Raw genomic sequence first — 25,465 nt, forward strand, 5'->3', positions numbered from 1 at the left:
GACCAGAGCGCGCCACGGTGAGATCCCCTGTCCCGAAATCGATGGAGGTATCGAGGCCGTCCTTATTGCTGGGGTCGTCCGGCGGCGTTATTGTCTCGACTCGCTCGGCATTTTTATTAGTATAATAAGGTCTTGCGACGCGATTTCGGGGGGAGTGCCTTGTCAGGCGCAAGAGCTGGCTGGTTATGGTACAGATCAATTTCCGAGACCTCCGTTATCTGGTCGCCGTGGCGAATCATCGCCATTTCGGCCGTGCCGCTGCTGCCTGCTATGTGTCGCAACCGACCCTGAGCACGCAGCTCAAGAAGCTGGAGATCTACCTCGGTGTTCAGCTCATCGAGCGCAGCAGCAAACAGGTGATGCTGACCCAGGCCGGTAAGGTGATTGCCGAGCGCGCACACCGAGTGCTCAACGAGGTGGCGGACATCGTGGATGCCGCCCGCGCCGCGGGCGATCCCATGACCGGGGAACTGCGTCTTGGCCTGATTCCCACCATCGGTCCGTATCTTCTGCCGCATCTGATTCCGGTATTGCGGACCGCCTACCCCCGGCTCAAGCCGCTGCTCTACGAAGAGCAGACCCGGGTGCTCGTGAATCGGCTCCGCCGCGGCGAGCTCGACGCGGCCGTCATGGCCGTTCCGGTCAACGAGCGCGGGTTGCAGTCCATGCCGCTCTTCCATGAGCCCTTCTATTTGGCGTTGCCCGCGGAGCACCCTCTGGTGCGGCGTCAGCAGGTCGAGCTCGGTGATCTCGAGGCGGAACACATCTTGTTGCTTGAGGAAGGCCATTGCCTGCGTGATCAGGCATTGGATGTCTGCGATTTGGTTGGTGCCGGCAACATTGCCGAGTTCCGTGCGACCAGCATGGAGACGCTGCGCCAGATGGTGGCCTTGGGCGCCGGCGTGACCTTGTTGCCCGCTTTGGCGGCCGCGGCCAATACCGCCGTTCCGAACCACGCGGCGATCGAATTGCGGCCTTTCCAGGCGCCGGCACCGCAACGGGAAATGGCACTGTACTGGCGCAAGGGCTCGGCACGGGAGCCGACCCTGCGAAGCTTGGCCGACGTCGTGCGGAATCTGGACGCCGTAGTGGCGCTCCATGAGTCGGGGCTGGCGAACCACAGCGCGGCCTGATCGGTTCCGGGCGTACGCAGCGAGCGGCGCGGGGCACGGCCATGCCGCAGTGGTGCTGAGGCATTGCCGCGTGGGTACAGCTCGCAGGTGCGCGCCGGGCTGTGGCAAGATCGAATGGGCAGGACGATAGGCAGGGAACCCAGCGGACGTGGACAGTGCCAACCTCATCAGCTCCCTGAATGCGGCGCAACGCGAGGCCGTCACGTTGTCGTGCGGCCGAACCCTGGTGTTGGCCGGTGCCGGCAGCGGCAAGACGCGGGTGCTCACGCACCGGGCGGCCTGGCTGCTGCAAGTGCAGGGCGCTTCGGCCTACTCCGTTCTGGCGGTCACCTTCACCAACAAGGCGGCCGCCGAGATGCGCGGGCGCATTGGCGAGCTGGTGGGCATCAGCGCCGGGGGCATGTGGGTCGGCACCTTTCACGGGCTGGCCCATCGGCTGCTGCGACTGCACTGGCGGGAGGCCGGATTGTCGCAGCACTTCCAGATCCTGGATGCCGAGGATCAGCGCCGCCTCATCCGCCGCACACTGCGTCAGCTCGAGATCGATGAGACACGCTGGCCGCCGCGCCAGATTCAGGGGTTCATCAACGCCCGCAAGGACGAGGGCCGCCGGCCGGGCGATTTCGAGCCCCAGGATGCCTATAGCGAGCAGATGCGGCGCTTCTATCAAGCCTATGAAGAGGCCTGTCGCGCCGGCGCCCTGGTGGATTTCGCCGAGTTGCTGCTGCGCTGCTACGAGCTGCTCCGGGCCCATCCCGCGTTGCTCGAGCACTATCGGCGGCGTTTTCGCCACCTTCTGGTCGACGAGTTCCAGGACACCAATCGTATTCAATATGAGTGGCTGTCCCTGCTCATGGATCGTGAAAGCGATGTCTTCATCGTCGGCGACGACGATCAGTCGATCTATGGCTGGCGCGGCGCGCGGGTAGAGAACATGCAGCGGCTGCGCCGTGACGAGCCGAGCACCCGCGTGCTGAGACTGGAGCAGAATTATCGCTCGACGCGGACGATCCTGGACGCCGCCAACGCGCTGATCGCCTGCAACAGCAGCCGATTGGGCAAACGGTTGTGGACGCAGGGGGCGGTCGGCGAGCCGATCGCGGTTTACGCGGCATTCAGCGAGCTCGATGAGGCGCGATTCGTCGTCGAGCGGATCCGCGCCCTGATCGAGTCCGAGGGTTACGCGCGTGGGGACTGCGCGGTTTTGTACCGTTCCAACGCCCAATCCCGCGCTTTCGAAGAGACCTTATTGGGCCGCGGGATTCCGTATCGGGTCTATGGCGGATTGCGGTTTTTCGAACGAGCCGAGATCAAGGACGCCCTGGCCTACCTGCGGCTGCTCGTGAACCGCGATGATGACGCCTCTTTCGAGCGGGTGATCAACACGCCGGCCCGTGGCATCGGCGCCAAGACGCTCGATGCCTTGCGCAGCCACGCCCGCCTCTGCCAGAGGAGCCTCGCGCGCGCCGCGTGCGATCTCCTAAGCACGGGCGGGCTTGCCGGGCGGGCGGCCCGCGCCACCTCGGCATTCATCGAGCTGCTCGATCGCCTGAGCGAGCCGCTCGCGGCGCAGACGCTCGCCGAGCAGGTCGAGGCGGTGCTGGCCCGGTGCGGTTTGCGTGAGCACTACGCGAAAGACCGCAGCGAACGGGGCCTGGACCGACTGGAAAACCTCGATGAGCTGATCAGCGCCGCGCGCACGTTCGAGCAGATCCGCGAGGCCGAAGACGAGATGGACGGCCTGACGGCATTTCTCGCTCATGCCGCGCTGGAGGCCGGAGACGCTCAAGCCGGGCAATGGGAGGACGGCGTGCAGCTCATGACCTTGCACTCCGCCAAGGGTCTGGAGTTTCCGGTGGTTTTCCTGGTGGGCCTGGAGGAAGGTTTGTTCCCGCACCGGATGGCCCTCGACGAGCCGGGGCGGCTCGAGGAAGAGCGGCGCCTGTGCTACGTCGGAATCACCCGGGCGCGGGAGCGACTCTTGCTGAGCTTCGCCGAGCGTCGCCGCCTGCACGGTCAGGACCAATATGCAACGGCATCACGGTTTCTCCAGGAGCTTCCGGCGGAGCTGATGCAGGAGGTGCGTACCCGTTTCAGTGTGACCCCGCCGCGGCCGGTGGCCGAGACGCCCGTGCCGGCGGCGAGCGGTGGGGCCTTCAGCCTGGGGCAGCGCGTGCGCCATGACCGGTTCGGCGAGGGGGTCGTGCTCAGCTGTGAGGGTCAGGGGCCGAACAGCCGCGTGCAGGTGAACTTCACGCACAGCGGCAGCAAATGGTTAGTCGCGGCTTACGCCAACCTCAAGCCGTGCTACTGAGACCGCAGGCGCTGCGCGCGTTGGCCGCCGGGGCCACTACCAGGTCAGGATCTGCCACTGCATGGGCGGGGGCATCTCGTTGAGGAAGTCGCCGCGCATCTCCAGGCTGCCGTTGCCGTCAAAGTCATAGAGCCAGTAGGACGGGCCGTGGCTCGGGATGACCTTGACTGCGTAGACCCGTCCCCCGGCGCTGTATTCCTGGAACACCGCCCCGTCGCGGCGGATGATCTTGACGCCCTGCTCGTCGATCGCCTTGCCCTTGGTCAGCTCCTGCGGCCGCGGCGGTGGAACGACACGCGGCGCCGCGCCGGTATTGTCGGCGGCCGTGACATTGCCGAGGCCGCCGATCACGGCGATTGCGGCGAGTGCGGCGAGGAAAGCACGGACCTTGACCATAGATTGTCCCGCCTAGAGATCCAGCAGGATCTCCTGTTCTGCTTCTGAGGGCTCAAGGCCGCGGTTTTCGTAGAAATCGAAAATGGCGTCGACGACCGCGCTGGGCTCGTCGAGAACTTTGAACAAGGCGAGATCTTCCGGGTCGATCGTGCCTTGGGCGGCCAGTGTGTCGCGCAGCCAGTCGATCAGCCCCTCCCAGAACGGGGCGTGGACCAGGATGATGGGTATCCGGCGGGTTTTGCCCGTCTGCACCAGTGTGAGAATCTCGGCGAGCTCGTCGAGCGTTCCGAAACCGCCCGGGAGCACCACATAGGCCGAGGCGTACTTCACGAACATCACCTTGCGCGAGAAAAAATGTCGGAAGTGCAGCGCAATGTTCTGGTAGGAGTTGTCGGCTTGCTCCTGAGGCAGCTGAATATTGAGGCCGATGCTTGGCGATTTGCCCGCGTACGCACCGCGATTGGCGGCCTCCATGATGCCCGGGCCGCCGCCGCTGACCACGGAGAAGCCCGCCTGTGACAGCGCGTAGGCGATATCCTCGGCCAGCTTGTACCAGGGATGGTCGGTCGGAGTGCGTGCCGAGCCGAACATGCTCACGGATGGCTTGATCTGCGCGAGGCGCTCGAATCCTTCCACGAATTCGGCCATGATCTGGAAAATCTTCCACGACTCGCGCGTCATTATGGAGTCGTTGATCGGGAGACGCTCATGCTCTTTGAACTTGTCGTGCCCTTTCATCGTGGCCCTCGTCTCCGGGTCTACCGCTGCGGGCGAGCGGCACTCGACAGATAATCAATGTAACGCCCACCCCCCTTTTGTACCATATAAAGCGCTTGCGCCGGCTGCGGCCGATCGCCCGGCCGCGCGCCCGACGCCCAGCGGTCCGGATGGTATGCTCATCGTTCCCGCAAGGCCTCGGGCCCGGGGCATTCCAACGGTTGCAACCTAAGGAGCGATTGTGTCGCGATGAGCGAACAATGCCCTCCGTTGATCTTGGTCGACGGCTCGTCGTATTTGTACCGTGCCTATCATGCCTTGCCGGCGCTGCAAAATCCCAGCGGCGAGCCGACCGGGGCGATCTACGGCGTGGTGAACATGCTGCGCAAGCTGCTCGCCGAGTATGACACGGCTTACTTCGGGGTCGTGTTCGACGCGAAAGGTAAAACCTTCCGCGACGATCTCTTTGACGCCTACAAGGCCAATCGCGCCCCCATGCCGGATGACCTGCGGCTTCAGCTCGAGCCGCTCAAGGGCATCGTACGTGCCCTCGGGCTGCCGCTGATCGAGGTCGAAGGAGTGGAGGCCGACGACGTCATCGGCACGCTGGCAGTGCAGGCGGGCGCGGCGGGGTTACGCACCATCATCGTAACGGGCGACAAGGACATCGCGCAGATCGTCAATGACAACGTCGTCCTGCTCAACACCATGTCCGGGGTCTGGCTCGATGCGGCCGCCGTCGAGGAAAAGTTCGGCGTGCCACCGGCGCGCATGATCGACTATCTGGCCTTGGTGGGCGATGCCATCGATAACATTCCCGGCGTGCCGAAGGTGGGTCCCAAGACGGCGGCCAAGTGGCTCGGGCAGTACGGCTCCTTGGACGCCCTTCTGGAGCATGCCGATGAGATCAAGGGCAAGGTCGGTGAGAGCCTGCGTGGACATCTGGCGCAACTGGAGCTCTCGCGGGAGCTCGCAACGATTCGCTGCGATCTGGAGCTGGAGTGGCATCCGAGCTCCATGCGCCGTCAGCCACCGGATGTGGAGGCACTGCTGCAGCTCTATCGCCGCTACGCGTTCAAAAGCTGGCTCACCGAGCTCGGCGAAGCCAATCCGGCACTCGCCAGCGCCGGGCAGATGGCGGTCCGCTACGAGACCGTGCTCGAGGAAAGCGATCTGCAGCGATGGCTGCGCCGTCTTGCGGACGCCGATGTGTTCGCTTTCGATTTGGAAACGACGAGCCTCAATTACATGGATGCCGAGATCGTCGGCATCTCGTTCGCGGTCGAGCCCGCGCATGCCGCCTATGTGCCGGTGGCTCACGCCGGCGACGATCTCCCTCGCCAGCTCGCGCGTCACCATGTCCTGGAGCAGCTCAGGGCGTTGCTGGAAGACCCGCAGCGCGCCAAGCTGGGGCAGAATCTGAAATACGATATGAGCGTGCTGGCGCATTACGGCATCGCGCTACGCGGCGTACGCTTTGATACCATGCTCGAGTCCTACATGCTCGACTCCACCGCGACGCGTCATGACATGGACTCGCTGGCGCTCAAGTATCTCGGTCACCGCACCATCAAATTCGAGGATGTGGCCGGCAAGGGCGCGAAACAGCTCCGCTTCGATCAGGTGGCGCTCGACCGGGCCACTGAATACGCCGCCGAAGATGCAGATATCACCCTTCGCCTGCACCAGGAGCTGTATCCGCGGTTGCGCGAGCGCCTGGGGCCCGAGCGTGTTTTCCGCGAACTCGAGATGCCCCTGATCCCCGTGCTCTCGCGCATGGAGCGTACCGGTGTGCTGGTGAGCCGCGAGCTGCTCGCCGAGCAGAGCGAGGAGCTCGGGCGGCGGTTGATCGAGATCGAGGCAGCGGTATGCGGCGAGGCGGGCTGCGAGTTCAATCTCGGCTCGCCCAAGCAGATCCAGGCGATACTCTATGATCGGCTCGGCCTGCCGGTGCTCGCCAAGACGCCCAAGGGCGCACCGTCAACGGCCGAATCGGTACTCCAGGAGCTCGCCGTGAGCTACCCTCTGCCGCGCATGATCCTCGAGCACCGCGCCCTGGCGAAGCTGAAATCAACCTACACCGACAAGCTGCCGCTGTTGATCAACCCCCGGACGGGGCGCGTGCATACCTCATATCAGCAGGCGGTCGCGGCCACCGGTCGCCTGTCCTCCTCCGATCCGAATCTGCAGAACATTCCGGTGCGCTCGCCGGAGGGACGGCGCATCCGGCGCAGTTTCATCGCCCGCGAGGGCTACCGCCTGCTCGCAGCCGATTATTCCCAGGTGGAGCTGCGCATCATGGCCCACCTCTCGGGTGACGAAGGACTGCGCCGTGCCTTTGCCGCGGGCGAGGACATCCACCGCGCCACCGCCGCCGAGGTGTTCGCCACCGATGTGCAGCAGGTAACGCCGGAGCAGCGGCGCGCGGCCAAGGCGATCAATTTCGGCCTGATCTATGGCATGTCCGCCTACGGTCTGGCCCGGCAGCTCGGCATCGAGCGCGAAGCCGCGCGCCACTATGTGGAGCGCTATTTCGAGCGTTATCCGGGGGTGAAGCGCTTTATGGAGCGTACCCGGCAGGAGGCTCACGAGCGCCAGTACGTGGAAACGGTCTTCGGCCGGCGCCTTTATCTCCCGGAGATCAATACCAGCAACCAGCAGCGTCGTCAGGCCGCGGAGCGCACGGCCATCAATGGCCCCATGCAAGGCAGCGCGGCGGATATCATCAAGCGGGCGATGATCCGTGTGGATCAGTGGCTGCAAAGCGAACGCGAGGATGTGTTCATGGTGCTGCAGGTGCACGATGAACTGGTCTTCGAGGTGCCAGCGTCGGATGTGGCCGTCGTGGCCGAGCGCATCCGCTCGTTCATGGCGGACGCCGCAGAGCTCAGCGTGCCGTTGATCGTCGACACCGGCTCGGGCAACAACTGGGAAGAAGCCCACTGAGTCCGTCTTCGGCGGCTACGCTGGGCGGCGCGGCGCTCGGTTCAGCAACCAAGCGGCTTGGTGGCGGAACTTTTCCTGCGTTCCCCTGTCTCTAGAGGTAGCGCCAGTGCCCGGCGCGGCCCGCTTATCCCTCCTCTTTAGCAGCGGGCCAATATCCTGGCCTTGCCCCCAAGGCTAGGTGCTTTGCCCCGGGAGGCCACCCCCCATGGCCCCCGGGGTCTTTTCTTTATGCCCCTTCGACTTTGAGCCACCTCCTCGGCCGTCCGTTGCCGCCTGGCTGTGCCGAGGCGCGGCCGCGTCGTTGCCGGTAGCGAGACGGGAATCGTCGGCGGGGGCAGACCCGCATTCGCCGTCAGTCTCGGGGGCGAGCCGCAGCCAATCGTCGAGCTTGGCGTGCACCTCGTCGATACCCCGTCCGCGGGTTGCGGAGAACAGCTGCACGGTGGTTTGCCGATGGTGTTCGGTCAGCCATTGTGCCGTGTGGCGTAGGGTGTGGGTGGCCGGTCCCTGCTTGAGCTTGTCGGCTTTGGTCAGCACCACGTGCACAGGCAATTCCGCCTCGCGACACCAGACAAGCATCTGCTGATCGAGCGTGGTCAACGGATGGCGCACGTCCATAATGATCATCAGCCCGCATAGCGATTGCCGTTTCTGCAGATATTCGGGCAATGCACGCTGCCAGTGCGCACGGATCGCCTGCGGCAGCTTGGCAAAGCCATATCCCGGCAGGTCAATCAGATAACGCTGCTCGCAGACCGGAAAGACATTGATCTGCTGGGTCCGCCCCGGGGTTTTGCTGGTACGCGCCAGCGCCTTCTGCCCCGTGATGGTGTTGATGGCGCTCGACTTCCCGGCATTGGAGCGCCCCGCAAAGGCCACCTCGCGGCCGGTATCCGGGGGCAGGTGGCGCACATCCGGGGCGCTAAGCAGGAATCGGGCCTTACGGTAGATTGGATTCATCCGGATTGCTCGCTGCGCCAAAGGCGCATTGGGGGCAGGGTCAGCCGTGGCGTTCCGCGGATTCTCGGCGATATCGGCGACGGCGTCCACGGTGGAGAAATTGACCGTTTCGCCGGCCGCTGATATAAACTGCAACGGCCTTGCCTGCCGGTTGGAACGCTCAGCGAACCGTCACCTTGAGTTATAAAGGCAAGCGCGTCCCGAATCAGGAGAGCGCTGCATGCTGATTAAGCGAGTGATCATATTCCTGGCTTTGCTTGCGCCAAGCGTTGTGGTACTGGCCCTCGAGGGTGCAGACCCCGCGGCGGGCGCGCAGAAGGCAGCCGCTTGCGCCGGCTGTCACGGGGGTGATGGCAACAGTGCCGCCGCTCAGTTTCCCAACCTCGCCGGACAGCACGCGAGCTATCTCTACGAGCAACTGCGTCACTTCAAAAACGGCGAGCGCAAGAATGCCATCATGCAGGCGCAAGTGGCCAATCTGAACGCCCAGGATCTGAAGGATCTAGCGGCCTATTTCGCCTCGCAGACCATGCGCATCGGCTCGGCCGACAAAACGCTCATCGAGCGGGGGGAGCAGTTGTTTCGGGGCGGCATGCCAGGCGAGGGCGTTCCGGCCTGTACCGGCTGCCACGGACCGGCGGGGCTGGGCAATCCACCTGCCAAGTACCCGCGAATCAGCGGCCAGAAGACTCAGTACCTGGTTCAGCAATTGCAAGCTTATCGGGCGGGCATGCGTGGCGATTACCCGGAAGCCAAGGTCATGCAGGGCGTTGCCGGTGGTCTGAGCGACGCGCAGATCGAGGCGCTGGCGTCGTTTCTCTCAGGGCTGCATCTGGGGGATCGGCCGGCGATCAGGCCGGGGCATATGTAGACACGGAGATGGTCGCGCTGCGCCCGTCACTCCGCGTCTGCGCCTGAGCCCGCTGTGCGGCACCGCCCGCGTGCGCCCAACGTGGCCCGGCGCGATTGCAACCGCGCGCCGGCTGTAAAGGGTGAGGCGGCGGTGCTCTCCCGAGGAAGGGATAGCGTTCGCAATGGGCCAAGCGGAAATACCCAAAAAGGAGGCAGAGTGATGCGGGCGTTTGCGCTGGCAGTTTTGATGCTGGCCCTGAGCGCGGGGGTCGCCGGGGCGCAGAATTACCAAGCCGGTAAGCAGTACCACCGGGTCAAGCCGCAACAGCCGACGATGACCAACGAGCGAATCGAAGTCATCGAGTTTTTCTCTTACGGGTGCTCGCACTGCTACGACTTCTCGCCCCAGCTAAAAAGCTGGCTGCAACAGGCTGGAGACGACGTTGAGCTGGTGCGGGTGCCGGTGACCTTCGGCCGCCCGAACTGGACGTTGCTGGCGAAGGCTTATTACGCGGAGAAGGCCCTGCAGGCCGGTGACAAGGTCCATGAGCCGCTGTTCGAGGCCATTCATGATCGTGGCCAAGAGTTTGCCGACGAAGACGCGCTCGCGGCGTTTTTCGCTCAGCACGGCATCGAGCGCCAGGCGGCGCAGGAAGCCTTCGATTCCTTCGCCGTGGACGTTGGCGTGCGCCGCGCCGAGCGCATGGTGCGTGCCTACGAGGTGCGATCGACGCCGTCGATGGCCGTGGCGGGTAAATATCTGGTGGACTCGGGCGACACCGGCGGCCAGAAGGCGATGCTCAAGGTCGTGGATTTTTTGATCGATAAAGAGCGGTCTTCACGTAGCCGCTGAATCTGCGCCATGATTTTGGTCATGGCATGGTTGGTATCAGCAGGCGATTGATGATCGGCGCAGGCCACCGTGAATAGTTCGACGTGCGATGTTCGGTAACGAAAGCTCTGCACCTAGCGGCGAGGCCGAGCGCCATGCGAACGGTGAGCGATGCCTGCGCTTGATGAGCTACAATATCCAGACCGGAATCGAGACCCGGTTTTACCATCACTACATTACCCGCGGCTGGCGCCACTTGCTGCCGGACAACAATCGGCTCGGCAATCTTGATCGTATCGGCGGACTGATCGCCGACTTCGATATCGTCGGCCTGCAGGAGATCGATGCCGGCAGCCTGCGCAGCGGTTTCATCAATCAGGCCGCGTATTTGGCACAGCGCGGCGGCTTTCCGTTCTGGCATTTCCAGACCAACCGCCGCATCGGCCGGCTGGCCCGACACAGCAACGGCGTGCTCAGTCGTTTTCGCCCATTGGAGGTTCGCAATCACCGGCTACCGGGAATGATCCCCGGCCGCGGTGCCTTGCACCTCCGTTTCGGCGGCCCCGCCGAAGGCCTGGATGTCGTCCTGCTACATCTGGCGCTCGGACAGCGCACGCGGCTGCGACAACTCGCCTATGTCGCGAGGCTGGTCAATGCGTGCCGGCATGTGATCGTCATGGGAGACCTCAATTGTCTCTCCCGCAGTGTGGAATTCGATTACTTGGGCAAGCACACCGATCTGCGCGAGCCGATCCATGATCTGCATACCTATCCGAGCTGGCGCCCGCATCGCAACATCGATCACATCCTGGTCTCGCCAACCCTGCGGGTACGCCGGGCCGAGGCGCTGAACTACCCCCTCTCGGACCACCTGCCGGTCATCATGGAGGTGGAGCTGCCCGAGTGCGTCGTACTGGTGGAATAAAGCAGCCGCCGGCGCTCGCCACTTCCCGTCCGCCGGCCGGATGATAGCCAATGGCCGCGACGACCGCGTCGGCGGCGGGGGTCATTCGGCGGACGCGATGTTGCCGCTGGGCGGTTCCTCGTCGGCGATCCGGATCTCACCGGAACTGCTGCGCTTCGCCTGATACATGGCCTGGTCTGCGCGGGTAAAGAATTCGCGTTCGCTTTCCTCCCCCCGATGGCCGGCAATGCCCCCGCTGAAGCTGATGTGCAGCCGCGTACCGCTGGTCGTCACGAAAGCCGTCTGCCGCAGCCGATCGCGGATGCGCTCTGTAACCACGTAGGCATCCTTCGGCTCGGTCGCCGGCAGCAGCATGAGAAACTCTTCGCCGCCGATGCGGTAGGCGCAGTCCGCCATGCGCTGCGACTCCCGCAGCACACGTCCGATCAGCCGCAGCACGCGATCGCCCTCGGCGTGCCCGAAGGAGTCGTTGATGTCTTTGAATTTATCCACATCCAGCACGACGATCGACAAGGGTTGACCGTAACGGCGATGGCGTTCCAGCTCGTATTCGAGATCGGCATGACACTTTCGGCTATTATAGAGTCCGGTGAGGTTGTCGCTGCTGGCGAGCTCGCGATACAGCGCCTCGCTACGCCTGAGCTGCTCCTCGACTTCGGCGCGATGGCGCATTTCCCGGGCCGCCCGGTGGTAGAGCCGGCGCAAGGTGACGGCGAGAATTGCGATCAGCACGATATAGACGACGCCGATGGGCGAGAGGAAGGGCTGCAGCAGCCGGGGTAACAGCGCGCGGTCGGTAAGGCTGACCAGGCGCCAACCCGGGAAGGTCATGGAGGTATGCTCCGTGACCAGCCACTCATCGCCGTAGAGCCACAGCCGCCAGGGAGAATGGCCGGCCAGCGCCGAGAGTTTACGTCCCTGCAGATCGGCCTGAGTCGTGGCGGCGATGTCCCCCCCGGGGTCGACCAGCAACACGGGGCCTTGATCCAAGGCCGCCAATATGGGGTTGAGCGCCGCGCCCTTGAGCCGGATCACGAGCCGCTGCCCTTCCATGGAACGTGCCGTGACCAGGTAGACCGAGGCGCCGTCGGTCCCCGGCTCGTCCACCACGAGGCGCGCTGCGGCATCCGGGTAGAGCGCGCGTGCGAGCTCCGCCGGCGGCTCGTCGAACCACTGATGCGGGCCGGAGGCGGCGATGAGCTTGTCCTCCCGGTTCAGCCGCAGCACCGCCATGGCCCCCGTGGCTTGGCGTAGGCCATCCAGGTTGGGGCTGCCGATGCGCGGGTTCAACGCCACCCGAGCGGCGGTCTGCATGGACTGTAGACGCGCGTCGAGCAGGCGGTCCAGCAAACGCAGCTCGCGCTCGTTGATCTCTTCGGTCTCGGCGAGCTCCGAGGAATACACAGAGAGGTGGTAAATCACCGCTCCGGTCAGAAGCGCGATTCCCGCGATGAGGGTAAGCAGGATCAACGATCGCTTGAGCGGCATTTAAGGCCTCGGCATCCATGCACAGCATGTTTTAGTTTAGACCGAAGCACGTGCGGAGTGGAGAGGTGTGATGCGAACCAGTTTCCAGGCACAGCGTGACGGTGTGGGCGGCTGAAGGCGCGAGTAGCGGTTGTGCCTCCTGTGGCCGTGCGCTAGGGTGAACTTAGGGCGTTACTATCCGCATAATTGTCGCGAATGAGGAGGCCGCTCATGGCCGCGTCTGCCCCGACTTCGAGCTACGTAGCAATCCTTGGTTGGAGTTTGCGAGCGATCGAGGCCATTGATCGCTTCAACCGCAAATACGTCGTCGTCGCGCCCGGCTGGGCCGAGGAATACGCCAAGGAAAATGCCATTCCGTATATCCCGTGGGAGTTCGAGCGGCTCAATGATCGTTCTATCGAGCTCTATGAGCGCCTTGCCGAGGAGGGTGTAGAGGTTGCCGTGCCGCTGTTCGAGGAGACGGTCGAATGGGCCGGGGCGATCAATGCCCGGTTACAGAACAAGCCGCGGCTGTTTCCGCAGTCCCTGCTGTTTCGCGATAAATCCTTGATGAAACGCCGGGCGCAGCTCGCCGGTATCCGCGTCGGCGTATTCGAGGAGGCGCACGATCGTGACGACGTGCGCCGTTTCCTCATGCGCGTCAACAAGGCGCTGCTCAAGCTCGACGGCGACCCGAACGATCCCATTCACATGAAGCCGTTCGATAAAGCCGGCACGTATGGCCATCGCGTCATCAAGACGAACGAGGACATCGATGCCATCAGCGACGACGAGTTCCCGTGCTTGCTCGAGAGCCATCTGGACGGCAAGGAGTTCGCCTGCGAGGTCTTCATTCATAATGGTAAGATCCGTTTCCTGAACATCTCCGAGTATGTCCATCTCGGGTATTCCGTGTTCATCCCGGCCTCGCCGGAGCTCGAAGAGTGGCGGCCGCAGATTCGCAAGGCCGTGGAGCACCTCATTCAGGCTTTCGAGATTGAGCACGGGCTGATCCACCCGGAGTTCTTCATCACCCACGACGGTAATCTCCACTTTGGTGAGGTGGCCTATCGGGTGCCGGGCGGCAACGCCTTCGAGCTCATCGAGCGCGCCTACGGCTTCAATGCCTATCAGGGTCAAGTGCTGGTCAGCGATCCCAAGGCGAGCGAAGAGGAGATACAGAGCTTCTTCCCACGCGAGGTGGAGGATGCCAAGGGATTTGCCGGATGCTTTCTGGTCTATCCGAAGCAACGCGTGATCAGCGATATCGACATGCCGGAGGCGGTCGAGAACGATCCCTATTACGAGAAGCACGACCTGTTCATGCCCGCGAATCCGAAGGTGGCCGAGCGGGTCGCTTTCGGCAACCATTACGGAACGGTCTACTTTTTCGGCGACGATCCCGCTCGGATGCGTGATCTGCTGCTCGAGCAGGAAGCGTATGATTTCTACCGTTAGTCCTTAGGCGCACCCACAGGGGCCGGACGGTGAGTGACAAGGCCGAACGCCTGGCGGGGCAGTTTTCAGCGGCGCTCGATCAGCTCGAGAGCGTCAAGCCATTCGCCAAGCTGAACTACCAGGGCCATATCTGCGATCTCACGCTGCGTCTGATCAAAGAGCCGCAGGGAGTGGAGCGGCTCTACGAGCACGCGCCTCGATTCGATCGAGCCGGCGTGTTCTATGGCGGCGACTGGGCACGTCCGGGCGCGCTGCAGCCGGCACTGGTTTCGGCATCAATGCGCGGTCCGGCGCTTTCCGTGGCGGTCGAATCGCTGAGCGAGCTGCGGCTGCTCGCGGTGGCTACCGGACGGGCTCACAGTGAGGAGATCTCCGCCGAGGGCGCGCGCCAATTCCTCGAGGACGCCATTTCCCGGAACCTGGACCTGCTGTTTCCGGCCTCCACGGAAGCGGCCCGGGCCGAGCGCACGCCGCTGCTCGATGGCGTTCACCAGTTGTTCCGGTTCATTGCCGACCAACTCGGCACCGAAGGCATTCTCGAGAGCACGGTCAGCGAGGCGGTTCGGATCCTGCAGCAGCGGCCCATCCTCGTGCACCGCATTCGGCAGATGATTGACGCCGCCGCCAAGACGCTCCCGGCGGGCGGAAGCGGCGCGGTTTACGCGCAAGCCGAAAAGCTCACGCACGCCATTCACGGGCCGACGGCATTGAGTCGCTCCTCGCCCGCTCACGCGGATTATCGGCAGGCCTTGGCCGAGCTGGACGACGGCGCGTTGGCGAGCGAAGCGCAGGCATTCGCCTACTCCATGCACGAGACCGGTCTGGTGAGTCCCCAGCATGCGGCGCTGCTCGAGCAGGTCTGCGCCACCAGCGACGACGCGGGCCTCGCACGCGTTCTCGGCCTCGATTCGGTGGGCCGGGACAGCCTGGACGCCTACGGCGGGCTGGTCCGCCAGCTCATCGCCAGCCTGGCGCATCCTTCGCTGGCACAGGCGATCTACGGCCTCGCCTGCATGCTGAATCGCGGCGTGCTTTTTTTTCCACCGCTCGCCCCGGGCCTTTGGCGTCTGGCGGGACTGCAGATCGACTCGCAGGTGGCCGCCGCGCTACAGCAGCTGATCGACGGTGGCACCGAGTTGTCCGCCAATACGGTGCTGCTGGCCGGTACCGTCAGTGTGCTGGGTCAGCCTCTCGGCGTGGGACAGGGCGACAATCCCACCTGTCAGTCGGCGCGGGCCATCAGTCTCTGGTCACAGTGCGACCCGGGGTTCCTACTCGAGCTCATTACCTGGGCGGCGCGGGACAATGAGGTGGACATGCACTTCGAGGGGCAGCTGCTTCGTTCCACCGACCTGCAGTCCGGCGGCATCGTGGAACTGCACACCGAGCTCGACCCGGCCTCCCTGGTGCTCGTGCCGCATCTCGACCGGATCTATTGGGAGATGGGGCGGCGTATCGCCGGGCGTGGCGAGGATGGTCACAAGTGGATCAATCCGGAGTTTCACGGCTGGTGGGTGCATCGCGGCTTCGCGACGGCGATTCAATACTCGAGCGGCGATGTCGTTGATTTCGAGGGATTCATGCGGCTTTTCCACACCAGCTATCACCCCGCTTACAACGGCGCGCGTCAGCTCATCTACGCCCAGCCGGCGGGAATCGCCGCCACCAATAAAAACGGCCAATTCATCGGCTGGCATGCCGTATCCATCCAACGGGTCACACTGGATCGCAGCGGCGAGGTGCGCGTGTATTTCTACAACCCCAACAACGACGGCGGTCAGGATTGGGGCCAGGGCATCGTCACCTCGACCGCAGGCCATGGTGAGCTTGCCGGGGAATCGTCTTTGCCATTCAGGCAGTTTGCCGCCCGCCTTTACGTCTTTCACTACAATCCCCGCGAGCTCGGCGATCCGGCGTTCGTTCCGGCGGCGGATCTCGCCGAGATCGCCGCTCTGGCGCGGGAGAGCTGGGCGCGAGGAGTCGCCTGGCACGAGCTGGTCGTCGCCCGCTGAACGGCTGGCGCAGCGGCGTCGAGGCGCGCGCCCGCGGCGCTCAAATCCGCTCGATAAGGGTGGCGATACCCTGACCCACGCCGATGCACATCGTGCAAAGGGCATAGCGTGCAGCACGGCGCCGCAGCTCATAAGTGGCGCTCGCTATCAGCCGGGCGCCGCTTGCGCCGAGCGGATGACCCAGCGCGATGGCCCCGCCGTTGGGATTGACGTGCTCGGCATCGTCCGGCAAGCCAAGCTCGCGCAGCACGGCGAGTGTCTGCGCCGCGAATGCCTCGTTGAGCTCGATGAGTTCAATGTCCGCCAGGCGCAGGCCGCAGCGTGCCAGCAGCTTGCGGCTGGCCGGTGCCGGCCCCAGTCCCATCAGGCGCGGCTCGATCCCCGCTACGGCCGTGCCGAGGACCCGCGCCGCCGCCGTGAGGCGGTAGCGCGCCAGCGCCGTCTCGGAGGCCAGTAGCAGCGCCCCGGCACCGTCGTTGATGCCCGAGGAATTGCCGGCGGTGACCGTGCCTTCCGTCCTAAAAGGTGTCGGCAGCCTCGCGAGCCCCACCAGCGTGGTATCGGGTCGCGGCGGCTCATCGTGGGTCACCCGCACGGGCGGTCCCTTGCCGCCGGGAAGGCAGACCGGCGTGATCTCCTCGGCCAGGCGGCCCGAGTCCAGGGCGGCTTTCGCGCGCTGCTGGCTGCGCAGCGCGAAGGCATCCTGGTCCTCGCGGGTGATCTGGAACGCCTCGGCGATGTTCTCCGCTGTCTCGGGCATGGAGTCGGTCCCGTAGCGTGCCTGCAGCTTGGGGTTGACGAAACGCCAACCCAGCGTCGTGTCGTGGATCTGCGCCTGGCGCGAAAAGGCAGTTTCCGCTTTGGCCATGACGAATGGCGCCCGTGACATGGATTCCACGCCTCCGGCGATGAGCAGATCGGCTTCGCCGCAGCGGATCGCGCGAGCGGCGCAGGCGAGCGCGTCCATGCCCGAACCGCAGAGGCGATTGACGGTGATGCCGGGCACGGTGACCGGCAAACCGGCCAACAGCGCCGCCATGCGCGCGACGTTGCGATTATCCTCGCCGGCCTGATTGGCGCAGCCGTACACCACATCGTCAAGGGCATGCCAGTCTACCGTTGCGTTACGCTGCACAAGCGCCTGGATGGGTAGGCTCGCCAGGTCGTCGGTGCGCACCGAGGCGAGCACGCCGGCGTAGCGGCCGAAGGGAGTGCGCAGGGCATCGACGATATAGGCCTCGCTCATCGCGCCACCTCCAGCCCCGGTATCAACTGCTCCTTGAGCTGATGCGAGCGGGCGCGGAACAGCGCGATCAGCTCGCCGGCCTGATTCTCCACTCGGATGTCGTAGATTCCCGTGCGCCCTTGGCGGAATCGGGTTTGAGCGCTTGCGGTGAGTACATCGCCAAGCTTGGCCGGAGCGAGGAAATCGATGCTCGCGGCGGCGGCCACCGAGCGCTGGTTAGTCGAGTTGCAGGCGAAAGCGAAGGTGGAGTCGGCCAGGCTGAAAATGAAGCCGCCGTGGCAGTCACGGTGACCGTTGACCATATCCGCGCGCACCGGCATGGACAGCCGGGCATAGCCCGGGCGGATCTCCTCGAGCACCATGCCGAGCGCTTGCGAGGCGCGATCGCTTTGCCAGAGGGTTTCCGCGCAGGCTTCGGCGACTTGCTGGGCGGGCAATACGTAACGCGAGGGATCAGTCATGGAATCGACTGCCTCCATAACCTTTGCGGCGCAGCAGTGCGGCCGCACGGTAACGCTCCTCCCCATAGAACGCGCCGAGGTGATCGAGTGCCGTGAGCACGCGCGCGGCTCCGATACCATCGGTCCAGGCGAGCGGGCCGCGCGGGTAGTTGAGGCCGCTGCGCAGCGCCGCGTCGCAGGCGGCGGCCGTGCATACGCCCTGGCCGACGGCCTCGGCCGCGGCGTTGGCGAGCATGCATACGGTTCGCATGATGATGAGCCCCGGGCTGTCATCGATCACCGAAACCGTTTTGCCGAGCGTTTGAAACAGTCCGGCGGCGGCCTCGATGGCCGTTGCGGGGGCTTGATCGGCGGCGGCAATTATCGCACGTGGACTGTGGGCGTAATCCAACGCGAGGTCGAAGACGACCAGATCCGCGACCCCTTCCTCGGCCGCGCGCTGCGAGGCACTGCGGCCATCGGTGAGGGTAAGCGTCGCCCCCGGCAAAGCGATGACGCCGGCGCCGGTCTTGCGCTTCACTGGAATGGCCGCCTCGGCCAAAGTGCTTGCCACCGGCTCGGCGGGGCCAAGCTCGCCGTGGACGGTCACGCGCACCGGGCGGGGACCGCGCGGCGCCTCGGGCGGCGCCTGAGGCGGTGTGTCCTCCCGGTAATCGTAGAAGCCGCAACCGCTCTTGCGCCCGAGCCGGCCGGCATCGACGAGTTCCTGTTGCAGTAGGGACGGCCGGTAGCGGGGGTCCTGGAAATAAGCTTCGTAAAGCGAGCGAGACACGGCGAAATTGACGTCCTGACCGATGAGATCCATCAGCTCGAAGGGACCCATGGGAAAGCCGCCGGCCTCTCTGAGCGCCGCGTCGATGGTGGCGACCTCGGCGCTGCCCGCTTCCAGCAGGCGCAGGGCCTCGGCATAGTAGGGCCGGGCCACCCGATTGACGATGAACCCGGGCGTCGAGCGCGCGGCGACCGGTTGCTTGCCCCAGTTCGCCGCCGTGGCCTGCACGATTTCGGCTACCTCCGGCGCGGTGGCCAGTCCGCTCACCACTTCGACCAGTTTGAGGACGGGGGCCGGGTTGAAGAAATGCATGCCGACCACGCGTTCCGGTCGCTGCAATCTCGCCGCGAGCGCGGTGATCGACAACGAGGAGGTGTTGCTCGCCAGGATGGCGTGTGCGGCGCAGATTGCCTCGAGCCGTTCGAGGAGCTGACGCTTGCTCGAGAGTTCCTCGACGATCGCCTCAATGATGAGCGCGCCCGGCGCGAGGTCGCCCAAGCGCTCGCTGGGGCGTATGCGCCGGATCACCGCGTCCATGGCGTTTCGGGTAAGTTTGCCGCGCTCGACGAGGCGTTCGAGTCCCGTGCGGGTGCGCTCGATCCCCGTGCCGAGGACCTCCGGGTGAATATCGAACAAAAGGACCGGGTGCCCGGCTGCGGCGGCGACCTGCGCGATGCCCGCGCCCATGGTGCCGGCCCCGACCACGCCGATCACGGCTGACGTCGGCAAGGCCGCCATATCAGCGCCCCACGAAACGCGGGGTGCGCCTGGCCTTGAACGCCGCCACGCCCTCGCGGTAGTCCGCCGTGCGCCCGGCCAGGCGCTGCAGGTCGCGCTCGAGATCGAGCTGCGTCTCCAGAGTGTTCTGCCAGGTGGCGTTGAGTGCCTGCTTGATCAGAGCGAGGCCTTGCGTGGGTTGCGCGGCGAGATGTCGGGTGAGCGCATCCGCCTCTTCCATCAGCTGCGCGTCATCGACGCATTTCCAGATGACTCCCCAATCTGCGGCCTGCGCGGCCGTGAGCCGCTCGCCAAGCAGCGCCAGGCCCATGGCACGGGCGGGACCGACCAGGCGCGGCAGATGCCAGGTGCCGCCCGTGTCCGGCACCAGGCCAAGTTTGCAGAAAGCCTGAATGAAGCTCGCCGAGGTTGCCGCGAGGACGAGATCGCAGGCGAGCGCCAGGTTGGCGCCGGCGCCGGCGGCAACGCCGTTGACGGCGCAGACAACCGGGCGGGGCAGCGAGCGCAACCGCCGGACGAGCGGATTGTAGCTTCGCTCCAGCGATTCACCGAGGTCGGGGGCGTGAGCGTCCGGCGCGATCGCGCGCTCGTCGAGATCCTGGCCCGCGCAGAAGGCGCGTCCGCGCCCGGTGATAAGGAGGCAGCGCACCTTCGGATCAGGCTCGATGCGCTCAAGGGCGTCACGCAGCTCGGTGTGCATTTGCGCGTTGAAGCTGTTCAGACGCTCGGGCCGGTTGAGCGTCAGCGTTGCCACACCGCGGGTGGTTGTCAGTTCGATGGTCTGATAGCTCATGAGTGCAGCGTTCCTGGCGGTATTTTCTTGTAGGGCGGTCGCGACCGGCGCGAGGCCGTTGCGCTGGCAAGGACCATAGGCGATGCCGGTTTTACCGTTAGGCTCTTCCGCGATTATAGAAGCGTATCAGCTTGTCATCTGCTGAGCCGTCTGCGCAGCGCCGGAGCGGGAGAGGAAGCGCTGAGGGAAGCCTGACAGGCCGTAAATGGCATCACCAGCGACAGCGTCAAACAAGATACAAAAATCAATTGACACAACGAAAATACGTATCAGTATTGCAAGCAGGAGCGGAATCTCCGAGCGGACGGTGGGCCAGTCTGAGGAGGCGTCATGAGCCAGGAATTCTTCGCTAAGCATCGCGCTACCCTGGAGCAGGCCATTGAAATGACTCGCCGTCGCGACTACTGGAGCCCCTATCCCGAGGTCCCGAGCGGCAGGATCTATGGTGAGGAGGCGGCCGCCACCGGTCAGGCCGCCTTTGAGAACCGATTGCACAAGCCCTTCGCGCTGCGGCAGCCGTGCAGCGCGGGCGAGCTCGGCGAGGAGGTTTCACCGTATGGCTTCGCCCTCGGCGTACGTTACCCCGCGAGCGATCTCGATGAGCTCCTCCCGGCCATGCAAGCGGCTTTACCGGCCTGGCGGGATGCCGGTCCCGAGGTGCGGGCGGGCGTGTGCCTGGAGATCCTGGAGCGGCTCAATCGGCACAGCTTCGAGATGGCGCACGCGGTCATGCATACCACCGGCCAGGGTTTCGTCATGGCCTTCCAAGCCGGGGGGACCCACGCTCAGGATCGCGGGCTGGAGGCCATTGCCTATGCCTACGAGGCGATGAGCCGGATTCCGCCCCACAGCCGCTGGGTAAAGCCTCAGGGAAAGCACGATCCGCTTCGCCTGGACAAAACCTATCATGTGGTGCCGCGGGGGCTGGCCTTGCTGATCGGCGTTTCCACTTTTCCGACTTGGAACGGTTACCCCGGGTTGTTCGCCAGTCTGGTAACGGGCAACCCGGTTGTGGTCAAGCCGCATCCGGCCACTGTGCTGCCGTTGGCGATTACCGTGCAGATTGCCCAGGAAGTGCTCGAGGAAGCCGGGTTCGATCCCTGGCTCGTCGCGCTCGTGGCGGACAGCCGGGAGGCGCCACGCACCAAGGAGCTGGCGCGGCGCCCGGAGATCCGCCTGATCGACTATACGGGGAGCTCGTCGTTCGGCGGCTGGCTCGAGGAACATTGCCACCAGGCGCAGCTCTACGCGGAGAAGGCGGGCGTGAATTCGGTGATCGTCGATTCCACCGACGATCTCAAGGGGATGGTGCGCAACCTGGCGTTCTCGCTCAGCCTTTATTCGGGGCAGATGTGCACGACACCTCAGAATATCTACGTGCCGCGGGGCGGCATCCATACGGAGCAGGGCTGGCTCGATTACGATCATCTCGCCGAGGCCATTGGCGAGGGCGTCACGCGGTTGCTTGCCGACGGCGAGCGGGGCGCCGAGCTGCTCGGGGCCATTCACTCCGAGGAGACGCTGCAGCGCATCACGGAGTCGGCGCGGCTCGGTGAGCTGGTGCTCGCCTCCGAACCCTACCGCCACCCCCGCTTTCCCGACGCGCGCATGCGCACCCCGCAACTGCTCAAAGTCGGCGCCGAGCGCCGCGATTGCTACGAGCGGGAATGGTTCGGCCCGATCGCCTTCATCATCGCCACGGATTCGACCGAAGAGAGCATCGAACGGGCGCGTGCCACGGCGCTGGCGCAGGGGGCGATCACCTGGTCGGTCTACGCGACGGACGAGGCGGTGCTGCAGCGTACCGAGCGCGCGGCGTTGGAGGCCGGGGTGGCGTTGTCCTGCAATCTCACCGCCGGCGTCTACGTCAATCAATCGTCGGCCTTCAGCGATTTTCACGCCACCGGAGCGAATCCGGCGGCGAATGCCTGTCTGTGCGATACCGCCTTCGTCGCCAACCGCTTCCGTGTGGTGCAGAGCCGCCGGCACGCGGCCTGATGGGGCGGCGCAGTCGCCGCCGGGGTAACGAGGAACGCTCATGAGCTATCGCTACATTCGCATCGAATCTCGCGATCGGGTCGCGATCCTTACCTTGAATCGGCCGGAGGCGCTGAATGCGTTGTGCGACGAACTCATGGATGAGCTCGGCGCGGCCGTCATTGATCTCGACGCCGACGATGGCATCGGTTGTCTCGTCATCACCGGCAGCGACCGGGCGTTTGCCGCCGGTGCCGACATCAAGGAGCTGCAGGCGCAGGATTTCTTCGGCGTATTTCGCCATGACTTCCCCAGCGCCGCGGGGTGGAGCGCAGCGCTGCAAGCACGCAAACCGATCATCGCCGCGGTCGCCGGCTATGCGCTCGGCGGTGGCTGTGAGCTGGCGATGGCCTGTGATCTGATCATCGCCGCCGATAGCGCCCGCTTCGGGCAGCCGGAGATCACCATTGGCACCATGCCGGGGGCCGGCGGCACGCAGCGGCTCACGCGCGCCGTGGGCAAGGCGAAGGCGATGGAGTTGTGCCTGACCGGGCGGCTGATGGACGCCGCGGAGGCCGAGCGCGCCGGGCTGGTGGCGCGTGTGGTTCCGGCCGCCGAGCTGCTGAACGAGGCTTTGCGGACGGCGGCCGCCATCGCGGCGCATTCGCTGCCCGTGACGATGATGATCAAGGAAGCCGTCAACCAGGCCTTCGAGACCGGCCTGCAGGCGGGGCTGCGATTGGAGCGTCGGCTCTTCCAGTCCACCTTCGCGACCGAGGACCGCAAGGAGGGCATGGCGGCCTTCGTGGACAAGCGTGCGCCGCAATTCAGGCACCGTTGAAGAAAATGCATTGTCGGCCCGATTTCAATACTGTGATGTCGAGCGCCGGCAGTCACGACGCTGGCTTCGGTAACCCCAGGGACGGTGTCGTGATTTGACGTTTTCCTCGTGGCCCGCAGCTCTCGGTTGTGTTGTTTTATGCTGCGCCCGTTTGGTCGAGTCCGCTCGGCCATCTTTTGATCCTCGGCGACAGTCTCTCGGATCACGGCAAGGCCGCCGTGCATACGACGCGCCGCGCCGCCGTTTCGCTCGCTTGCGACGACCGCCCCCTACGGCCGGTGGCAATTCTCCAACGGCCCTGTCTGGGCCATTCACGTTGCGCCAGAAGGGCCGCTTTTCGTGCGTGGCCATGCCGCGGCGACCGGGGATGAAGGCGTGTGCTTGACTTTTCGTTATGCAGAATTAAACATAACGATCGTCCGCATCCATGCCGCCTCGCCGTGGAAGCCCAACGTCCACGCGGTGGTGGTTTTCGGCAAGGGGAGATCGAGATGAGGGTATTTGTCCGCCGCTTGCTGAGCCGTCGGGCAGCGGCGGTGCTTGCCATGATCGGCATGATTTTGCTCGCGCAGGGGGCGGCTTCCGCTGCTACGGTGAAGCTTGCCGTCGCCGCCAACTTCCGCGCGAGCGCCGAGGCGCTTGCCGCCGCCTTCGAGCGCGAGACGGGCAACGACGTCAAGCTGGCCTTCGCATCGACGGGCGTGCTCTATGCCCAGATCCGCCACGGTGCGCCGTTCGATGCTTTTCTGGCCGCCGACCGCGAGCGTCCGCGGCGCCTGGAGGCGGAGGGGGCAGGTGTTCCGGGCAGCCGATTCACCTACGCTCGCGGCAGGTTGGCGCTGTGGAGCGCGCAGCCGGGCTATGCGCTTCACGACGGCAATGTGCTACGCGAGGGCGATTTCGAACACATCGCGCTGGCCAATCCCGAGCTGGCGCCCTACGGCCGTGCGGCGAAACAGACGTTACAGGCATTCGAGCGCTGGGCGGCCCTGCGAGAGGCGGGGCGAGTGGTCATGGGACAGAATATCGGCCAGACGCATCAGATGATCGCGAGCGGCGCCGTGACGCTTGGTTTCGTGGCGCTTTCCCAGATCAAGCAGCCGGGCCGCGACGTGGTCGGCAGCTATTGGGTTGTGCCGGCCGATCGCCACGCTCCCATCGAGCAGCAAGCGCTCCTGCTGCGTGACGCGCCGGCGCCGCGCGCCTTTCTGCGCTTCATGCGCACCCCGGCGGGGCGCGAGCTCATCGAAGCCTACGGCTACCGGATACCGGCGCGTACCGCCGCGCTACACCGCGCCGCTGTCATCGCGCCGGGCGCGGACAGGCAGCGTACGCACCGTTCACCGAAGCCAATGGAGTCTCATGATGCGCATTAACATAAGCGCTCGGAACGCCCTGAAAGGCAAAGTAATCGAGGTCAACGTCGGCGCGGTCAACACGGAGGTCATCATCGAGTTGCCGGGGGGTGATCGGGTGGTCTCCGTCATCTCCAAGCAATCGGCCGATACGCTCGGTCTGACGCCGGGCAAGGAATGCTACGCCATCATCAAGGCTTCCAATGTCATGGTGGCCATTGATTGACCGGCACAAAAGCCGTTGCGCCAGGCAATGTCCAACGGCGATCGTCAGAGCTCGGGACCGATCGCAACATGGGCCTGAAAAGCCGTTCGTGCTCGCCGCGCACCGAGCTTGCCGCTAAAGCACGATCAACGCGACACCGCTTACCATGATTGCGGCGGCGGCCAGGCGTCCGAGCAGGTTTTTCTCACCGAAGAGTACGACCCCGAACATGACCCCGAAGAGGATGCTGGTGCGTTTGACGGAGATCATATAGGCGGTCGCGACACGCTCGAGCGCCATGAAATGCGTAATGATCATGGCGGTGAACAGAGCGCCGATGAGCAGGTGTATCGCCGGCCTGCGCCCGAGCACGGACAGCGCCCGGGGCGCGGAGAGCGCGAACAGGGCCAAGCTCAGCATACCGAGCCCGACGAAGTAGACAGCGGCGAAACTCAGGGCGCTCGCATACTGCAGCTCGATCTTCCCGATCACCGAGGTCAGGCTGTAGACGATCGCCGCCGAGAGCATTCTTCGCGAACCTCGGTTATGCAGGATGGCCTGCAAAGGCTTCAATGCGGCGCGCCAGCCGGCGCTTTCGGTGGCCTCCAGATTGAGCAGATAAGCGCCGCCGACGACTGCGAGAATGCCGATCCAGCCCTGTATCGAGAGCCGTTCGTCCAGCAGCAGATAGCCCGTTACCGCCGTGAACACCGGCGTGAATGCCAAGTAAGGCAAAGTGAGGGATAGCGGCGTGTCACGGATCGCGCGCATATAGAGCCGCATGGCGAGGATTTCCAGCGGCAACGCCACAGCCATCCAGCCCCAAAACGCCGGTGGCACCGGCGGCAGGGGGTTGAGATAAAGCAAGGGCGCCAATAGCGCGGCTGAATAAGCGAACCGCGTGAGCACCATTTCGCCGGCGGTATAGCTCGCCAGGAATTTTTTCGAGCAGGCGTCCGCCGATGCCAGGCTGAACGCGCTAAGCAGGGCGAGCGGCAGCCAGGACATAGTCGCGGCACGGCGGATGCAGGGGCCTTTCCGCCGCCGGGCCTCGGCTGCGAAGCC

21 protein-coding genes are annotated in these 25,465 nt (G+C 64.9%); 12 read left to right on the plus strand and 9 right to left on the minus strand.

Going from position 1 to position 25,465, the window contains the following annotated elements; translation table 11 throughout:
• Nucleotides 1-185 precede the first annotated feature (185 nt).
• Together AC52Q4_RS00150 and uvrD are read left to right on the plus strand one after the other, a co-directional pair.
• Nucleotides 186-1,133 (plus strand): LysR substrate-binding domain-containing protein, encoded by a 948-nt coding sequence (locus tag AC52Q4_RS00150; RefSeq protein ID WP_495534765.1) that lies wholly within the window; start codon nt 186-188, stop codon nt 1,131-1,133.
• Between the two features lie 148 nt (nt 1,134-1,281).
• Complete coding sequence (uvrD, locus tag AC52Q4_RS00155; protein WP_495534766.1) at nt 1,282-3,447, plus strand: DNA helicase II; 2,166 nt, start codon at nt 1,282-1,284, stop codon at nt 3,445-3,447.
• A 36-nt stretch (nt 3,448-3,483) separates the two neighbouring features.
• On the opposite strand, the gene AC52Q4_RS00160 is transcribed toward uvrD, so the two are convergent.
• Both AC52Q4_RS00160 and AC52Q4_RS00165 read right to left on the minus strand, forming a co-directional pair.
• A complete protein-coding gene (locus AC52Q4_RS00160) occupies nt 3,484-3,843 on the minus strand; it encodes a DUF2782 domain-containing protein (RefSeq protein WP_495534767.1) in 360 nt (119 codons plus the stop codon).
• A gap of 12 nt (nt 3,844-3,855) precedes the next feature.
• On the minus strand, nt 3,856-4,581 hold the full coding sequence (locus tag AC52Q4_RS00165; RefSeq protein WP_495534768.1) for an LOG family protein: 726 nt from the start codon (nt 4,579-4,581) through the stop codon (nt 3,856-3,858).
• Between the two features lie 228 nt (nt 4,582-4,809).
• Here AC52Q4_RS00165 and polA point away from each other — a divergent pair, with 228 nt between their 5' ends.
• Nucleotides 4,810-7,506 (plus strand): DNA polymerase I, encoded by a 2,697-nt coding sequence (polA, locus tag AC52Q4_RS00170; protein ID WP_495534769.1) that lies wholly within the window; start codon nt 4,810-4,812, stop codon nt 7,504-7,506.
• Nucleotides 7,507-7,680: 174 nt separating this feature from the next.
• Here polA and yihA read toward each other — a convergent pair whose 3' ends face one another.
• Nucleotides 7,681-8,601, minus strand: a complete 921-nt coding sequence (gene yihA / locus AC52Q4_RS00175; RefSeq protein WP_495534770.1) for a ribosome biogenesis GTP-binding protein YihA/YsxC — start codon at nt 8,599-8,601, stop codon at nt 7,681-7,683.
• A gap of 85 nt (nt 8,602-8,686) precedes the next feature.
• On the opposite strand from yihA, the gene AC52Q4_RS00180 reads away from it, so the two are divergent.
• From AC52Q4_RS00180 to AC52Q4_RS00190, 3 genes are all read left to right on the plus strand, one after another.
• Nucleotides 8,687-9,337 (plus strand): c-type cytochrome, encoded by a 651-nt coding sequence (locus AC52Q4_RS00180; RefSeq protein ID WP_495534771.1) that lies wholly within the window; start codon nt 8,687-8,689, stop codon nt 9,335-9,337.
• Nucleotides 9,338-9,538: 201 nt separating this feature from the next.
• Nucleotides 9,539-10,171: a thiol:disulfide interchange protein DsbA/DsbL gene (locus tag AC52Q4_RS00185; protein WP_495534772.1), complete on the plus strand. Its 633-nt coding sequence runs from the start codon at nt 9,539-9,541 to the stop codon at nt 10,169-10,171.
• A gap of 163 nt (nt 10,172-10,334) precedes the next feature.
• Complete coding sequence (locus AC52Q4_RS00190) at nt 10,335-11,075, plus strand: endonuclease/exonuclease/phosphatase family protein (protein ID WP_495534773.1); 741 nt, start codon at nt 10,335-10,337, stop codon at nt 11,073-11,075.
• A gap of 81 nt (nt 11,076-11,156) precedes the next feature.
• Here the strand turns inward: AC52Q4_RS00190 and AC52Q4_RS00195 are convergent, their stop codons facing one another.
• Nucleotides 11,157-12,563, minus strand: a complete 1,407-nt coding sequence (locus tag AC52Q4_RS00195) for a GGDEF domain-containing protein (RefSeq protein WP_495534774.1) — start codon at nt 12,561-12,563, stop codon at nt 11,157-11,159.
• A 210-nt stretch (nt 12,564-12,773) separates the two neighbouring features.
• Between AC52Q4_RS00195 and AC52Q4_RS00200 the strand changes: the two genes are divergently transcribed.
• Entirely contained in the window at nt 12,774-14,000 is a 1,227-nt protein-coding gene (locus AC52Q4_RS00200; RefSeq protein ID WP_495534775.1) for an ATP-grasp domain-containing protein, read from the plus strand.
• Between the two features lie 29 nt (nt 14,001-14,029).
• Nucleotides 14,030-16,012: a hypothetical protein gene (locus AC52Q4_RS00205; protein ID WP_495534776.1), complete on the plus strand. Its 1,983-nt coding sequence runs from the start codon at nt 14,030-14,032 to the stop codon at nt 16,010-16,012.
• A 40-nt stretch (nt 16,013-16,052) separates the two neighbouring features.
• Here AC52Q4_RS00205 and pcaF read toward each other — a convergent pair whose 3' ends face one another.
• From pcaF to paaG, 4 genes are read right to left on the minus strand one after another with little or no spacing between them, the layout of a single operon-like run.
• Nucleotides 16,053-17,258, minus strand: a complete 1,206-nt coding sequence (gene pcaF / locus AC52Q4_RS00210) for a 3-oxoadipyl-CoA thiolase (protein WP_495534777.1) — start codon at nt 17,256-17,258, stop codon at nt 16,053-16,055.
• On the minus strand, nt 17,255-17,719 hold the full coding sequence (gene paaI, locus AC52Q4_RS00215) for a hydroxyphenylacetyl-CoA thioesterase PaaI (protein ID WP_495534778.1): 465 nt from the start codon (nt 17,717-17,719) through the stop codon (nt 17,255-17,257). Before paaI ends, pcaF begins: the two co-directional genes overlap by 4 nt.
• A complete protein-coding gene (gene paaH / locus AC52Q4_RS00220; RefSeq protein ID WP_495534779.1) occupies nt 17,712-19,229 on the minus strand; it encodes a 3-hydroxyacyl-CoA dehydrogenase PaaH in 1,518 nt (505 codons plus the stop codon). Before paaH ends, paaI begins: the two co-directional genes overlap by 8 nt.
• Before the next feature lies 1 nt (nt 19,230).
• Nucleotides 19,231-20,022: a 2-(1,2-epoxy-1,2-dihydrophenyl)acetyl-CoA isomerase PaaG gene (paaG, locus tag AC52Q4_RS00225; RefSeq protein ID WP_495534780.1), complete on the minus strand. Its 792-nt coding sequence runs from the start codon at nt 20,020-20,022 to the stop codon at nt 19,231-19,233.
• Between the two features lie 330 nt (nt 20,023-20,352).
• Here paaG and paaN point away from each other — a divergent pair, with 330 nt between their 5' ends.
• From paaN to AC52Q4_RS00245, 4 genes are all read left to right on the plus strand, one after another.
• The gene (gene paaN / locus AC52Q4_RS00230) at nt 20,353-22,020 is read left to right on the plus strand and encodes a phenylacetic acid degradation protein PaaN (RefSeq protein WP_495534781.1); all 1,668 of its coding nucleotides are present in this window, start codon (nt 20,353-20,355) and stop codon (nt 22,018-22,020) included.
• A gap of 40 nt (nt 22,021-22,060) precedes the next feature.
• Nucleotides 22,061-22,840, plus strand: coding sequence for an enoyl-CoA hydratase (locus AC52Q4_RS00235; RefSeq protein WP_495534782.1), 780 nt, complete (start codon nt 22,061-22,063; stop codon nt 22,838-22,840).
• Between the two features lie 491 nt (nt 22,841-23,331).
• On the plus strand, nt 23,332-24,216 hold the full coding sequence (gene modA, locus AC52Q4_RS00240; protein WP_495534783.1) for a molybdate ABC transporter substrate-binding protein: 885 nt from the start codon (nt 23,332-23,334) through the stop codon (nt 24,214-24,216).
• Nucleotides 24,203-24,421, plus strand: a complete 219-nt coding sequence (locus tag AC52Q4_RS00245; protein ID WP_495534784.1) for a TOBE domain-containing protein — start codon at nt 24,203-24,205, stop codon at nt 24,419-24,421. The genes modA and AC52Q4_RS00245 overlap by 14 nt, the downstream gene beginning before the upstream one ends.
• A 114-nt stretch (nt 24,422-24,535) precedes the next feature.
• Here AC52Q4_RS00245 and AC52Q4_RS00250 read toward each other — a convergent pair whose 3' ends face one another.
• Nucleotides 24,536-25,408, minus strand: a complete 873-nt coding sequence (locus AC52Q4_RS00250) for a DMT family transporter (protein ID WP_495534785.1) — start codon at nt 25,406-25,408, stop codon at nt 24,536-24,538.
• Between the last annotated feature and the right edge of the window lie 57 nt (nt 25,409-25,465).

Source organism: Nitrococcus sp. (assembly GCF_059432795.1).